Genomic DNA, 14,107 nt, shown 5'->3' on the forward strand with positions numbered 1-14,107 from the left:
AAAAAAATGATTAGAACAGAATTAATAGTACTTCATTCGGACAAAGGTTTTCCGCTGGAAAAAGAAGTCTCCGATTTTTTTATGCCTTCATTTTGGAATGCACCCGATTTTAAATCCTGGGGTAGTGATTATTATTTCAATTATGAAGATCCTTCCTTATGGACCACCATCGAATTGGAGCGTGTAACTGAATCGGGAGAAACCGATGCTGTTTTTTATTTACATGCATTGCGCAAAAGAAACGCTCCGCAGTCGGCCCGTTTTTCCGATTTACCCATGAACGAATACATCCGGGCCTTTGAATCGGGGAATTTTTCGCCTTATTCCGAAGCAAGGTCTATTGAAGATTGGTGTGTAACATCTCTAATTCTGGATACCGAAGATCCGAGGTACAAAAAAGAATTTTTACAAACGGCAGAACGCTTTTTGCGGCATGTAAACGGACTCGTCATTTTCCCGGAAGTGATGAGTGCAGAAGAATTCAGATCTTTTTATTCCTTAAGTCCCGATCGTCCGGAAGAAGAAATTGAACCGGAGTTCGATGAGAACGATTAATGAAGTAATTGCAGAAAGGTGTACTTGGCCATTGACCAGGTTTTATCCAGACGAATTAATTTTTTGGAGAAAAAATCAAAAGCATCCGGCCAGGTTTCCTTGTCGAATAAATTGCTTTCGGGATGTGTGATGCTTATTCTTGAAATGAGGTTTCCTTCTTCCGTTTCAAATTCCTCCTGCCAATCGAGTGCGCCAATGTGTTTTTCAAGCACTGGTTTCATTTCGAGAAACTGATCGAAAATTAATTTACGTATTCCTGCATCTTTATGTTGAATGTCGATACACAAACGCGCGCCTGCATGATCGATTTCGCAACGAAAAAAAAGTTTATCGATACCGGTCGGATATTTCATCCAATTGATGCGGGTTCGTTCCGACGATAATTTTTTCCCCATTTTCAGTTTGAGGAAACCAAAGAATTCTGTTCGGTATTGCGATGCGTGTCCTTTTGGATACATGCTGCAATTTAACCATAGTTTCAAAACGATTCCGATATTTGAGCATGATCTCCTGGATTGAATCGGAATTAATTTCTTGTCCCCACGCATTTTTTAAGCGTCACGGAGGTGTATCACAAGGTGCCTGTACTTCGCTTAATTTTAGCGGATCGCTGGATTCGGTGGAGAATATCGCCGAAAACCGCAAACGCGCTTTAAATGTGGTTAAAATGCCTTTTGATGAGGTCGCATATCTAAGGCAGATCCATAGTGATATCGTTTGTATGGCTCAAGCCGGATGGCAGGAAGGTGATGCATTGGTAACGCGTGAAAAATACAGACCCTTGGCAGTGAGTGGGGCAGATTGTTATCCGCTGCTTTTTCATGATCCGGAAAACCATGTTATTGGTGCAGCCCATTGCGGATGGAAAGGCACATTGGCAAAACTCGCTGCGAAAACAATAGATGAAATGGTGCATTTAGGAGCAGAGCGTAATGAAGTGAGGGTAGTGGTAGGACCTGGAATTTGCAAATCGCATTATGAAGTGAGCGAGGAACTAATCCAACATTTTGTTCAGGCAGGTTTTTCTCCGGCTTGTTATGAAGGACGACATTTAGATCTTGCCGCCTGCAACCGGGAGGTTTTATTGAATGCCGGTATTCCTGAAAATCACATTGAACTTTGCGGAAATTGCACCTACGAAAGCGATTTTTTTTCCCACCGTCGTGATGAAGGTCAAACCGGTCGCACCTGGTCGGTGATCATGCTAAGTTGATAATGTGTTTTTCAATTAGTTGATTATAAATATTTTAACTCTGAAATTTTATGCAATCCGACTTAAATTTTAAGGAAGATTTCTGCATTTTTTCACGCTTTTGTTGTTTGTGTCAAACTTCTTTTTATTTTTGCAGTCCCAACAAGAATAGGTTCGGTAGTTCAGTTGGTTAGAATACGTGCCTGTCACGCACGGGGTCGCGGGTTCGAGTCCCGTCCGGACCGCAAAAGCTCTTCAGCAATGAGGGGCTTTTTTGTTTTTAGTGAAATTTAGATGTCAGTATACGTTTATATTTTGTGCTCCGAAAGAAATTCTCAATACTATATCGGGCAAACATCTGATCTTTTTGAGCGAATAAATCGCCATAATTCTGGCTATGTTCCAGCAACCAGAAATGCATTACCGTGGAAGATGATTTGGGCTTGTGAAAAAAACAATCGCTCAGAAGCCATGACGCTGGAGCGGAAACTCAAAAATCTCAATAGAAGTCGCCTGGGGATTTGAAATAAGATTCGAATTATATTTCAAAAATTGGAATATATTTAATAAAGGATTGGAATGTTTTATTTGAACCATTTTAACGTTTTTGCGTATTCGATAATTCATAAAAACTATTCTTAACTTCAGTACGGATATTTGACATGACAGGTAAAGTAATATACGATCAACAAGTGAATATTCAGGCAGGAAGCATTCGTGAGTTCAGTTTGAATATTAATTCGGGTATTTACTTTGCTGAAATATCAGATGAAACCGGAAGCATACAAATTATCAAAATCAATATAACAGAATAATAATAAATTCAATAAATACTCCTCCCAAAAAAAAAGGGAGGAGTATTTTTACAAATGAAAAAAAACATTTACATATTAATTTTATTTCTTACAAGCCTTTCGGCCAGCAGTCAGGTAGAAAGGTTCAACCAATCGTATGATATGTATGGTTGGGGAGATTATTGTTCTAATGTGTTTGAAACCAATTATGGATACTTAGTTTGTGGATATACAAAAGACATGTCTGGGAATCCAGGTCTTGGTTTTTTGAGAATAGACTTTCAAGGAAATGAATTGGAAAAAAAATTTTTCGCAGGGCCAAATCAAATGAATTATCAGATATATGATGGTTTTGCAAATTACAATGATAGTACAATATATTTTGCAGGAATAGGACAATTTCCTAATCTTGATATTTCAGCCATAGTTGTAAAAACAAATATGAAAGGCGATACGATTTGGTCAAAATTCGTTTTTGATACAACTTATAATTCCCAAGGCGGAGCAATTTATCGAGAAATTAATGGTGATTTATTAATCGTTGGCTCAACAGATAGAACAGACCCTAATGTAAATATTTTGTTAGTCAAAACAGATAGTCTTGGCAATTTTATTTGGGATAAGGAATACGGTGTAATGGGAACTTATGATACTGGATGGAGTATCGATAAATGCGATAATGATAATGGTTATGTTATAGGAGGAGGTAAGTATTATTTTGGCCCACAAATTGGAAGATCGTATATAATAAACGTAGATTCATCAGGTAATTTTCAATGGCAATACGAATACGGAAGTACAATATATCAAAATTGGTCTGCTATGGTTTTATATACTCAAAACAATCAAATTATCTCCGCGGCAGCAAAAGGATTTTATAAGGATATTACAGATAATTTTTGGTCAAAACCCAATATTCAATGGCTTGATGAAAATGGTGGATTTATTAATTACAGAGAATATGCCATTGATTCATTTCCATCCATTGCGTTTGATGATTTATATGAGATAAATGCAAATGAATATTTGTTTACCGGCACATTCTTAACTTATCCCGATCAAAGAATGGGATTATTTAAAACCAATGGTGTTGGCGATACTATTTTTGGCCATACCTATCAGGGTGTAAACCAATGGGAGTTTTCTAATGATGTTAAACCCACTTCAGATGGTGGTTATATCATTGCAGGATTCAATTATCCCGGACTCAATGGCGTTTCACAGAATTATCGCGTAATAAAAGTTGATAGTTTAGGCTGTGATACATTGGGATGCGAAACCGTAGGAATTATGGAGTATGAAAACTCATGGAACGAAAATGAAAATCTACTTGTATTTCCGAATCCTTCTACCGGCAAGTTTTATATCGAGATAAAAAATATTCCGATCAGCCCGTTTTTTGAAACTAAAATCGAGGTGTATGATTTATTAGGAAATTTGGTTTTTCAGTCAGGAAATAAACTTTTTCAAAACCTAACTGAAATTGACATATCAAATAATTCGCAGGGCATTTATTTCGTAAAAGTCTATTTTAATGATGCTTCGGTGGGAAGTATTGGGGTAATTAAACAATGATGAAAAGGGAAGAAAAAATATTAATTTACTCGGAGCTTCCGAATATGCAGGCTGGAAGTACGAGAGACTTCAAGCTCATGATACCTTCGGGAATTTATATTGCTGAGATTGAAGACGAACTTGGAAGCAAACAAATAATCAAAATTAGTATAACTGAATAAAACAAATTTCACTCCTCCCGAATTTAAATTCGGGAGGGTTTTTCTTTTATGAAAAAAATTACTCACATATTAATTTTATTTTTCATAAGCGTTTCAGTTAATGCTCAAATCGAAAGGTTTAATAGAGCGTATGATATGTATGGCTGGGGTGATTATTGTTCTAATGTATTTGAAACCAATTATGGTTATCTTGTATGTGGAAATGTAAAAGATTCTTTGGGAAACCCAGGCCTTGGTTTTTTGAGAATAGATTTTCAGGGTAATGAAATAGATAAGAAATTCTTTGCGGGGCCAAATCAAATGAATTATCAAATATTAAATGGGGTTGCGAATTACACTGATAGTACGATATATTTTGCAGGAATAGGACAATTTCCTAATCTTGATATTTCAGCCATAGTTGTAAAAACAAATATGAAAGGCGATACGATTTGGTCAAAATTCGTTTTTGATACAACTTATAATTCCCAAGGCGGAGCAATTTATCGAGAAATTAATGGTGATTTATTAATCGTTGGCTCAACAGATAGAACAGACCCTAATGTAAATATTTTGTTAGTCAAAACAGATAGTCTTGGCAATTTTATTTGGGATAAGGAATACGGTGTAATGGGAACTTATGATACTGGATGGAGTATCGATAAATGCGATAATGATAATGGTTATGTTATAGGAGGAGGTAAGTATTATTTTGGCCCACAAATTGGAAGATCGTATATAATAAACGTAGATTCATCAGGTAATTTTCAATGGCAATACGAATACGGAAGTACAATATATCAAAATTGGTCTGCTATGGTTTTATATACTCAAAACAATCAAATTATCTCCGCGGCAGCAAAAGGATTTTATAAGGATATTACAGATAATTTTTGGTCAAAACCCAATATTCAATGGCTTGATGAAAATGGTGGATTTATTAATTACAGAGAATATGCCATTGATTCATTTCCATCCATTGCGTTTGATGATTTATATGAGATAAATGCAAATGAATATTTGTTTACCGGCACATTCTTAACTTATCCCGATCAAAGAATGGGATTACTTAAAACCAATGCGGGTGGCGATACCATTTTTGGCAGAACGTATCAGGGTATAAACCAATGGGAGTTTTCTAAAGATGTTAAACCAACATCTGATGGCGGATATATTATTGCAGGATTTAATTATCCGGGTCTTAATGGCGTTTCGCAAAATTACCGCGTAATAAAAGTTGATAGTTTAGGCTGTGATACATTGGGATGCGAAACCGTAGGAATTATGGAGTATGAAAACTCATGGAACGAAAATGAAAATTTGCTTGCATTCCCAAATCCCTCAATCGGTAAGTTTTATATTGAGATAAAAAATGTTCCGATAAGCCCGTTTTTTGAAACTAAAGTTGAAGTTTACGATTTAGTGGGAAATATGATTTTTCAGTCGGGGAACCGGTTGTTTCAAAATTTAACAGAGATTGATATCTCCAATGCTTCACCGGGAATTTATTTGGTGAAGGTTTTTTTTAATAAGAATTCTGTCGGTAGCATTCGAATTATTAAAGAGTAAGGAAATAAGAATGGTATTGTCCTTAAATAATACAAAATGAAAAATGTTTCACCCTTGTTTCAGAACTTAAGTTTGATTGGATGAAATTGTTTGGAATTGAGTTATCTATTTAGAAGGGTTCGAGTCCCGTACGGACCGCAAAAGCTCTTCAGTAATGAGGGGCTTTTTTGTTTTGTTTTAAAATGAAAATGTAACTGAATTAAAAAAGCCACTCCAAACAGGAATGGCTTTTCTTTAATTGATTATTTTTTATTTGATATTGATCAAAGGAGTACCGCCACCTAATACTGTACTTGGGTATTTTCCGTCCCATTTCTGAATACGCATATATTCGATATAGAGATTTGTCAATTGCAATTGTTTTAAACGCGTAGCTTCTGCTTCTGCACGGGCTTCAATCAGCATCGATTCGGCTCTACCGGAAGCGCTGATTACAGCCTGGGCGGAGTCGGCTTTTGCAATGGCAATTCGTTTTTTACCATCAGCCTCTGCCACCAGTGCTTCCTGCATTTTGGCTTGTGCCTGTTGTACGGCTTTCGTTTTATCTTCAATGGCCTGGGCAAGGGCAGGAGGGGGCACGATATTGGTTCGGAGCTGACTCACAATAAACCATTTTTCTACCCGCTTATTACATTCCGCAATAATAGCGTTTTCGAATTGCTCGCGGTTATTAAAAATCGCATCCACTTCCCATTTATTGGCAACGTCGTTAACCGAACTGATAATGGCCGTTTTTAACCAACCTTGTTCAATCTGACGAATATCCAATCGTAGTTCACGAAACATGTCCACCACCGCTTCTGCTTTTAGGGCATAGTTAAATGTGGGTTTAATTGTAGTGGCAAATCCCCCTTTAAGAATTACTTGCTGATCGTCGTATTCAATATGCTGCTGAAAGGTGGGGAATTCATGCACGGTATAAAACCAGGTGTTGTAAGTTACCCATCCGGTTTGGTAGGTAATATCATCTGCACCGCGTGAACTGCCGGTGAGGTTGACTTTTACACCCACATAACCCGCATCAATCCGTTCGAGGGTCCAGGGTTGGATCATGGCGGCTAAAATACCAAGGGTGAAAATAATGGCAGGACGAACAATCCAGTATAAATTAAATTTCCGGTGATTGATCCGGATGGATTCTTCCGTTTCAATGAACATTTTTTTTCGGGTAGAAATTGCAACAGCAATAGCCACCAGGGTGAAGACTAGAAATACTATCCAGGAAATCATTGTTCTTTAAAATTTAAAAGTTTAGCAATTAGGTTTACAAGGTAACGTCCGTAATAGAACAATCCCACCACCAGAATTAAGCCGAGCGGAAGAGAAAGCCATAAAGGACAAGGCGCATTTATACAATAATCTGTATAAAGAGTCACCCCCAATACTACAATTGTTGTAGAAAGGAGAAATACAATTAAGGTTTTCATTGAATGATTGGAAATTGTTTTGGAATCTAGCGGTTAATTTAATTCGAATAAGATACAATTTATTAACCTGTAAAGCGAATGATTTTTCAAGTGGAAAAGGATTCGTAAGGTTTGTACGGTAAATAAGAAAAAAGGTTAGACAGCCTGAAGAATTTAGTTTTAAGCTAATATTAATTCAACTCCAGAATCCTCGCATTAATCGGTTTAAGAATTTCGGGTAATGCTTTCCCGGAATATTGCAGGATTAACCAGTATTTTCCTGCCGACATCTTATTAAGATGACTGAATGTTTCCCAATCAAAATCCAGAGGAATAATGCTGAACCGGAATCGGTGATGATCCAATTTTAACTGTTCAACAATTTGGTTGCGGAGCGATTTGTCCGGTTCGGGAAGGACGATTGGTTTGGGTCTGACCTTATGTTGCAAATGGTAATCCACCTCGCATAACTGGAGTAGAAGACCTGAATTTTTTTCTGTTTTAATTTCTTCAATCAACACTTCAAATACATCTTTCAGACCGTATTGTCGTCCCCCGAATTGTTCATGAAACCGATTTCCTAACCGCAATAAAATGTCGAAAACGGAATCTTGTTCCGACCAATACCTGAGGGTATGTTTTGCTCTTCCGGCATTCCAGTAAATTTCCAGTGCTTCCTCTACACGAATTATTTTTTCGATTTCCTCTTCCGATAAAAAATCACTGCGGATAATTTGGTAGGGTGGCTGTTCATCGAAAATATAATGAAACTCCGGATGCTTTTCGCGCATGGGAGTGCCTTTAAGGAATTTTAAAAATCCTAATTGAAATTCGGGAGGATACAAATGAAAAACCTGGTCTATTCCATTTCTAATGTCACTAAAGTAGTCGTGGGGAAGTCCAACAATTAAATCGAGATGCAGCTCCACTTTGTGGCGGACTTGTTCAATAATCGATTTCGTTTTTTCAAAATCCTGTTTTCGGCTTACGGCAAGATTCGATTCTTTTTTTACGGATTGAATCCCGATTTCAAAACGGAATAATCCTTCAGGAACTTTTTCATTGATAAAACGAATAATGTCCGGATGAAGAATGTCTGCCGTTATTTCGAATTGGAAAATATTCCACGGTTGGTGATGATCCAGAATAAACTGAAAAATCTCCAGCGTAAAATCCTTTTTTATATTAAATGTGCGGTCTAGAAACTTAATCACTTTTCCATGTTGCATCAGGTACAACAATGTACGTTTGATCGATTCCATCGGAAGGTAGCGTACTTTATTATCAAGACTCGCCAGGCAGAATTCGCATTTGTACGGACAACCTCTCGATGTTTCCAGATAAAGCACCTTGTTGCGCAATGATTCTGCATCGTCGAATTGATAGGGCATGGAATCGGCGAATTCGCGAATATCGTAGTTTGGTGCAGGTGGATTACTGAGAATATTTCCGTCTTTTTTATAAACTAATCCGGGAACCAGTTCCGGTTGATTCATATGATCAAGAAAAGAGCGAAATGCAATTTCTCCTTCGCCGGAAATAATAAAATCAATTTCCGGACGAGAAATAATAGTGTCGTAATCGTAACTGACTTCCGGTCCACCAAGTAAAGTTTTGGTCTGCGGATTTTTTTCTTTAATCATCCGGATACATTCCAGCGTTGGAACGATATTCCAGATGTAACAACTAAAGGCAACCACATCGAATGCGGAACAGAAATCAGCAATTTTTTCTTTATCCTCCTTAATAACAAATTCCTTCCATTCTAATCCTTCACGCTCTGCATTCATTTCATAAAGAATGCGAATAGCCAGATTGGTATGAATGTATTTAGCGTTAAGGGTTGTTAGTAGGACTCTCATGTTCGTTGGTGTCCGAAAAATACGAAATCAAAAGGAAACGATTCTGTCCAATTTACGGAATAGCTAATATTGAACATGGGATTCCATCACCCGGTGATATGGACCGTTTATGGTATAATAGCGCAAGGAATTTCTTTTCCAAAATGACATTGTTGTGACTTGATATTGTGTGTTTTGACTTAGTTATAGGTGTTTGGTAGTTTGGATATTTAATTTATATTTGATTAGAACCAAAACCAACGCTATGAAGTTATTGTCCTCAATAATTTTTGTCCTTTCATTAGCCTCTCTTTCTGCTCAGATTCCCTCCTATATTCCGCAAAATGGATTGGCAGGTTGGTATCCTTTTAACGGAAACACCAATGATGAATCGGGCAATGGATATGATTTAGTAAATAATAATGCTTTGCTAACCGCGGATAGGTACAATGTGGCCAATTCAGCTTATTATTTCAATGGCACCAGCGCATACCTTATGGGAACGGGCTATGCATTTGGATCAGATCGTACCATTTCTTTTTGGTATTCTTCGAATGGACCATCAGCCAGTAATCAGGTTTTAGTCGATGGAACCGGTGATCTTTCCGTTTATCTAAATAACAGCGGATATCTGGTTTTGGAGCAGTTTCCGGTGTGGGGAGAATTATTGGCAACTGAAGTTCCGGGAATCTGGCACCATGTGGCCGTTTCATTTTCCTCTTCATCTACCATTACGGTATATTTTGATGGACTTTACCTCACAAGTTATTCGCATGGATATACGGCATCATGGAATGATTTGATTTTTGGACGAGATTTCAGCGCCGGCTCTTTTTTAAACGGTCGTTTAGATGATATCGCGATTTGGGATCGGACGCTTACTAACTCTGAAGTGATGCAATTGTACCAACGGAGTAATTGTTTAATTGCTGAATATCCTCTCAATGGAAATACCTTCGACATGAGTGGATATGGAAATAACTCTACCTCCGGCCTGAATAGTTATGGAAGTGATCGTTTTGGAAATCCAAATTCCGCTGCAAGTTTTAATGGCGTAGATCAATTTATAGAAGGTTCTACCATTGGTTGGCCCATTTCTAATGCGTCGCGTTCCATTGAATTGTGGTTTAAGGCAGGCACTACTCTTGTAGGCGGTGGTTATGAACGGCTGTTTTCCTATGGAGGAACAGGAACCGGTACTGGTCAGTATATTCAACCCGTTGCAGCAGCAAATGGTGATTTAACAATGATGTCCTATGGAGGATCATATAATGATCTGGATTTAAATTATGCGATGAACTACGGACAATGGTATCACATTGTAACTACCTACGATGGAGCTACGGCCTCCATTTACGTGAATGGAACACATATTGGATCCGGAAATTATTCCTGGTTTACAGATGCAGGAACATCCTTTGTTATGGGAGCATTCGACGATGGTAGTGGTCCGCAAGGTTTCTATTCCGGTATGCTGGATGATATTCGTGTTTATTCCTGCGTATTAACCAATGCACAAATTGATTCTTTGTTTCACATGGGTGGAATTACCCCTTGTAATTTTGGTGTAAGCAGTGTAATCACTTCTCCACTGTGTGAAGGCGGAATGGAAGGTGGCATTGATCAAACCATCACCGGAGGTGCAGCACCTTACAATTTTAATTGGAATAACGGTGAATTAATGGAAGATCTCATTAATGTTACACCAGGCAATTACACCGTGGTGATATCCGATGCGAATGGATGCGATACGACCATCAATTATTTTATTACCGACGCAGTAGCGATGGACCTGTTGGTTTTCCCTACCAATCCGAATTGTGGTGCTAATGATGGTTCAGCTTCAGTTGCTGTAACCAATGGAACTTTTCCTTTTGAATATTATTGGAGCAATGGTGATACAACCATCGTAGCTGATACACTTTCTGCAGGAACATATATGGTGGTGGTGAATGATGCCAATGGTTGTTCTGTTTCGAAAACATTTGGATTAAACAGCGCGAATGCACCAACGCTAAGCGCGAATGTTACCAATGCAAGTTGTTCCGGAATTTTTAATGGTGCAATTGATATCACCGCAAGTGGCGGAGTGGCACCTTACACTTACCTCTGGGCACATAATGGAAGTGCCAATGAAGATTTAATCAATCTCAAACCCGGCTCCTATATGGTGCAGGTAACCGATGCCAATGGCTGTGCCGGATTTATGAGTGTGGATGTTGGTGTGAGTAGTATTGATTTAAGTAATATTCTTGTTACACAACCTTCGTGCGGAAATAGCGATGGAGAAATTGTTGTTAATCCAAATGGAATCGGACCGTTTACCTATTCCTGGTCCGCCAATGCCGGTGGTGCAACAGGTAATACCGTGAGTAATATTCCTGCTGATGTTTATTTTCTTACCGTAACCGACGCCAATAATTGCAGTGCAAATACAGTGATTGCAGTAAGTGATTTATCAGCACCTGTTGTTTCATTGATTGCTGCAATTCCTACTTCATGTATGAGCAGCAATGGTAGTATTAACATTGGTGTAAGTGGTGGTACTCCTCCTTATTCTTACAACTGGAATACAGGCGATATTTCGCAGGATTTAACTTCATTAACGCAGGGAGATTATCATGTTATCGTCACCGATGGTGATGGTTGTAATGCAGCATTTAATGTAGAACTTCCGGGTATCACACCGAATCCGATTAGCTTGTGTATGTCAACGGTTGACAGTACCTCCGGTAAAGTGCTTTGTGTTTGGGAAAAAGGTTCATTAAGCCACATTTCTCATTTTAATGTGTACCGCGAAAATTCAATTGCGGGTCAATATGATTTTTGGTTTTCGCAACCTTACGACAGCTTAAGTGAGTGGGTCGATCAAACCGCAAATCCGATTGTTCACGGTTGGAGATATAAAGTGACCTTAGTAGATAGCTGCGGAAATGAATCGCCATTCGGACAAAACCACAAAACGCTGCACTTATCGGCAAATTTGGGCATCAGTGGTGAAGTGAATTTGATTTGGGATAATTATGAAGGATTTACCTATCCCACTGTTTGGATTAACCGCTATCACCCTTCTACCGGTTGGGAAGTAATAGATAGTGTTTCTTCCAATTTGCATTCGTATGTCGATTTAAATCCTCCGGGATTAAACGGATTAAAATACATTCTTGAAATACGTCCGCCATCTACCTGTACAAGTACCCGTGCAGTAAACCACAATTCCACCAGAAGTAATCGCGGAACAGTAGCACCTCCTGTTGGAATTTCGGAAGCAGATGCGAAATGGACTGCGCTTGTATTTCCAAATCCAACCAAAGGAATAGTAAATATTGAACTGGAAGGAATTAGTGCGAATCAATTTAATGTATTCGTTTACGATATTTTTGGAAAGCAAATTATGCAGCAAAAATTATGGAGTGGACGTTCCTCGATTGATTTAAGTGCATTTGAATCCGGAATCTATATTATAGAAATAGAGGCAGGAGGAAAAAAAATCCGCCAGCGCGTTATAAAATTGTAATTCAAAACTTTTAGAAGTCCGTCCTTCAGTTTTGGAGGACGGATTTTTTATTTCCGGCAAATTCTAAACGAATGACCGCTTTGAATTGAAACTTTACCTTCCCCGAGGTTCCATCTATCAACTTTCAGAAAGTTTAAAGGCTGCTTCAGAAGATTTAAAATTCCTTCTGAAAAAGATTCCATTCCGAAATTTTACCGCTGTATAGATTTGTTTCAAAATAAATGAAATGAAGAAGACAGTTATTTTGATCTGGCTTATGGTAGCAGCGTTGGATTTATTTTCTCAGAGTCAGTCGCAATTATTAAAAGGATTTTCTGCGAAGGAATTATGGCCTGGCGGTGTGGTTGGCGGGAAGGTGGAAGTGAAGAATAAAGTTTGGCCCATTACGATAGAATGGAGTGGAAACGATATTTCAAAAATAGTCTTACTGCGAGCCGGTGTACTTGAAGAAATTCACGCACCAAATATTCCGGGTTATCCATCTTATTTCTACAATGGCGCAAATCGCATTTGTTTTATCGATGGAGTGTTCGTGTACTATACCACCCAATCGAACGAAATCCTCATCAGTTATGTTTTGTCGCCCGATAAGGACAAACTGAGTTCCGTTGATCCTTCAGCATTACGACAAAAATTGAGTGAATATTTTCTCCAGGTAAGTTCACAACAAAACACTGCGCGTGAAGAATATAAATCGGATATCAATGCAGAAAAGGAAAAAGAAAAACTCGCTCATTCATTAAAAGGAAAAAGTATTAAATCGATGGAGATCGTGTGGCTGACGAACGAATCGCAAACAGGGATGCAGTCACAGATTTCCTTCGGTGTTAAAGCTATAGATGCCAATGGAAAAGTTTTTTCTACCGATAATATCGGAGGTAAAACGCCCTGGGACGATTTTGAAATTACCTGCACCGGTGCAGTACCGGGGGATGGTAAATTAACCGTGGATACCGATGCGTCAAAAATTCCCGGCGACAAAGCCACGGTGCGTGTAAAAAGCAAACATCATGCGAGTCTGGTTGCCAGTTCATCCATCAATATTGCATTCAACACCCCCGTTAAATTATCCTATGCAGGCAAACATGGTTGTCCCCCATTAACCAGCGGAACAGGTACAGGTGGCGGACGCGGTTCGGATGCCATGCTTAATGTGTGTAATAGTGCAGACGGAATTTGTGTGCTCATTGAAGTTTACATCAATGGTGTTTCCGTTCACAAAGTGAAGCTGCAAAAAGGCGTTGCACTGTATCTCGATATCAGTGGCGGACCCGGATGTAGTGGTCGTTCCGAAAAAGGAAAACAAGGCGGCAAAGGTGGAAGCGGAGGAGCTGGGGGAAGTTTAATTATCAATAAAGATCCTTCTACCACAGGTGATAATATTATTTACTATACCAATGGAGGAAGAGGCGGAAAAGGTGGAGACGGAGTAATTAGTGGTGACTCCGGTCGCAATGGCGATGACGGATCTGTAATTGTAAACAGCAAAAGCATAAAACTTAATTTCTAATTCAAATA

The 14,107-nt window shown here is 38.6% G+C and carries 12 protein-coding genes and 1 tRNA gene; 9 read left to right on the plus strand and 4 right to left on the minus strand.

The features are described from left to right. Positions 1 to 6 precede the first annotated feature (6 nt). Positions 7 to 555 carry a hypothetical protein gene (locus K1X56_03170; protein ID MBX7093698.1) on the plus strand — a complete coding sequence of 183 codons (549 nt, stop codon included), beginning with the start codon at positions 7 to 9 and terminating at the stop codon, positions 553 to 555. Here K1X56_03170 and K1X56_03175 read toward each other — a convergent pair. Further along, positions 552 to 1,013, minus strand: a complete 462-nt coding sequence (locus K1X56_03175; protein ID MBX7093699.1) for a DUF4268 domain-containing protein — start codon at positions 1,011 to 1,013, stop codon at positions 552 to 554. The genes K1X56_03170 and K1X56_03175 overlap by 4 nt on opposite strands. A gap of 44 nt (positions 1,014 to 1,057) precedes the next feature. On the opposite strand from K1X56_03175, the gene pgeF reads away from it, so the two are divergent. The 6 genes from pgeF (at position 1,058) to K1X56_03205 (ending at position 5,825) form a co-directional block, all read left to right on the plus strand. Continuing rightward, the gene (gene pgeF / locus K1X56_03180; protein ID MBX7093700.1) at positions 1,058 to 1,768 is read left to right on the plus strand and encodes a peptidoglycan editing factor PgeF; all 711 of its coding nucleotides are present in this window, start codon (positions 1,058 to 1,060) and stop codon (positions 1,766 to 1,768) included. A gap of 150 nt (positions 1,769 to 1,918) precedes the next feature. Next, a tRNA-Asp gene (locus K1X56_03185) sits at positions 1,919 to 1,992 on the plus strand. A 49-nt stretch (positions 1,993 to 2,041) separates the two neighbouring features. Then, entirely contained in the window at positions 2,042 to 2,272 is a 231-nt protein-coding gene (locus K1X56_03190) for a GIY-YIG nuclease family protein (GenBank protein ID MBX7093701.1), read from the plus strand. Between the two features lie 137 nt (positions 2,273 to 2,409). Further along, positions 2,410 to 2,562, plus strand: coding sequence for a T9SS type A sorting domain-containing protein (locus K1X56_03195; protein MBX7093702.1), 153 nt, complete (start codon positions 2,410 to 2,412; stop codon positions 2,560 to 2,562). A 54-nt stretch (positions 2,563 to 2,616) separates the two neighbouring features. After that, positions 2,617 to 4,116, plus strand: a complete 1,500-nt coding sequence (locus tag K1X56_03200) for a T9SS type A sorting domain-containing protein (GenBank protein ID MBX7093703.1) — start codon at positions 2,617 to 2,619, stop codon at positions 4,114 to 4,116. 209 nt (positions 4,117 to 4,325) lie between these two features. Beyond that, the gene (locus K1X56_03205; protein MBX7093704.1) at positions 4,326 to 5,825 is read left to right on the plus strand and encodes a T9SS type A sorting domain-containing protein; all 1,500 of its coding nucleotides are present in this window, start codon (positions 4,326 to 4,328) and stop codon (positions 5,823 to 5,825) included. Between the two features lie 249 nt (positions 5,826 to 6,074). On the opposite strand, the gene K1X56_03210 is transcribed toward K1X56_03205, so the two are convergent. The 3 genes from K1X56_03210 to K1X56_03220 all read right to left on the minus strand — a co-directional run bounded on the left by K1X56_03210 (position 6,075) and on the right by K1X56_03220 (position 9,093). Beyond that, positions 6,075 to 7,055 (minus strand): hypothetical protein, encoded by a 981-nt coding sequence (locus tag K1X56_03210; GenBank protein ID MBX7093705.1) that lies wholly within the window; start codon positions 7,053 to 7,055, stop codon positions 6,075 to 6,077. After that, positions 7,052 to 7,252 (minus strand): hypothetical protein, encoded by a 201-nt coding sequence (locus K1X56_03215; GenBank protein ID MBX7093706.1) that lies wholly within the window; start codon positions 7,250 to 7,252, stop codon positions 7,052 to 7,054. The genes K1X56_03210 and K1X56_03215 overlap by 4 nt, the downstream gene beginning before the upstream one ends. 170 nt (positions 7,253 to 7,422) lie before the next feature. Beyond that, positions 7,423 to 9,093, minus strand: coding sequence for a B12-binding domain-containing radical SAM protein (locus K1X56_03220; protein MBX7093707.1), 1,671 nt, complete (start codon positions 9,091 to 9,093; stop codon positions 7,423 to 7,425). Positions 9,094 to 9,337: 244 nt separating this feature from the next. Here K1X56_03220 and K1X56_03225 point away from each other — a divergent pair, with 244 nt between their 5' ends. Together K1X56_03225 and K1X56_03230 are read left to right on the plus strand one after the other, a co-directional pair. Further along, positions 9,338 to 12,589, plus strand: coding sequence for a T9SS type A sorting domain-containing protein (locus K1X56_03225; GenBank protein MBX7093708.1), 3,252 nt, complete (start codon positions 9,338 to 9,340; stop codon positions 12,587 to 12,589). Between the two features lie 226 nt (positions 12,590 to 12,815). Continuing rightward, a complete protein-coding gene (locus K1X56_03230) occupies positions 12,816 to 14,099 on the plus strand; it encodes a hypothetical protein (GenBank protein ID MBX7093709.1) in 1,284 nt (427 codons plus the stop codon). The last annotated feature ends 8 nt before the right edge of the window (positions 14,100 to 14,107 follow it).

Source organism: Flavobacteriales bacterium (assembly GCA_019694795.1).
In the GTDB taxonomy this organism is placed as follows: Bacteria; Bacteroidota; Bacteroidia; order Flavobacteriales_D; family UBA2798; genus UBA2798.

What these genes read in the sequence shown, in the direction of transcription:
- K1X56_03170 (MBX7093698.1), top strand. Translation starts at nt 7, where the DNA reads ATGATTAGAACAGAATTAATAGTACTTCATTCGGACAAAGGTTTTCCG.
- K1X56_03175 (MBX7093699.1), bottom strand. Translation starts at nt 1,013, where the DNA reads ATGTATCCAAAAGGACACGCATCGCAATACCGAACAGAATTCTTTGGT.
- pgeF (MBX7093700.1), top strand. Translation starts at nt 1,058, where the DNA reads ATGATCTCCTGGATTGAATCGGAATTAATTTCTTGTCCCCACGCATTT.
- K1X56_03190 (MBX7093701.1), top strand. Translation starts at nt 2,042, where the DNA reads ATGTCAGTATACGTTTATATTTTGTGCTCCGAAAGAAATTCTCAATAC.
- K1X56_03195 (MBX7093702.1), top strand. Translation starts at nt 2,410, where the DNA reads ATGACAGGTAAAGTAATATACGATCAACAAGTGAATATTCAGGCAGGA.
- K1X56_03200 (MBX7093703.1), top strand. Translation starts at nt 2,617, where the DNA reads ATGAAAAAAAACATTTACATATTAATTTTATTTCTTACAAGCCTTTCG.
- K1X56_03205 (MBX7093704.1), top strand. Translation starts at nt 4,326, where the DNA reads ATGAAAAAAATTACTCACATATTAATTTTATTTTTCATAAGCGTTTCA.
- K1X56_03210 (MBX7093705.1), bottom strand. Translation starts at nt 7,055, where the DNA reads ATGATTTCCTGGATAGTATTTCTAGTCTTCACCCTGGTGGCTATTGCT.
- K1X56_03215 (MBX7093706.1), bottom strand. Translation starts at nt 7,252, where the DNA reads ATGAAAACCTTAATTGTATTTCTCCTTTCTACAACAATTGTAGTATTG.
- K1X56_03220 (MBX7093707.1), bottom strand. Translation starts at nt 9,093, where the DNA reads ATGAGAGTCCTACTAACAACCCTTAACGCTAAATACATTCATACCAAT.
- K1X56_03225 (MBX7093708.1), top strand. Translation starts at nt 9,338, where the DNA reads ATGAAGTTATTGTCCTCAATAATTTTTGTCCTTTCATTAGCCTCTCTT.
- K1X56_03230 (MBX7093709.1), top strand. Translation starts at nt 12,816, where the DNA reads ATGAAGAAGACAGTTATTTTGATCTGGCTTATGGTAGCAGCGTTGGAT.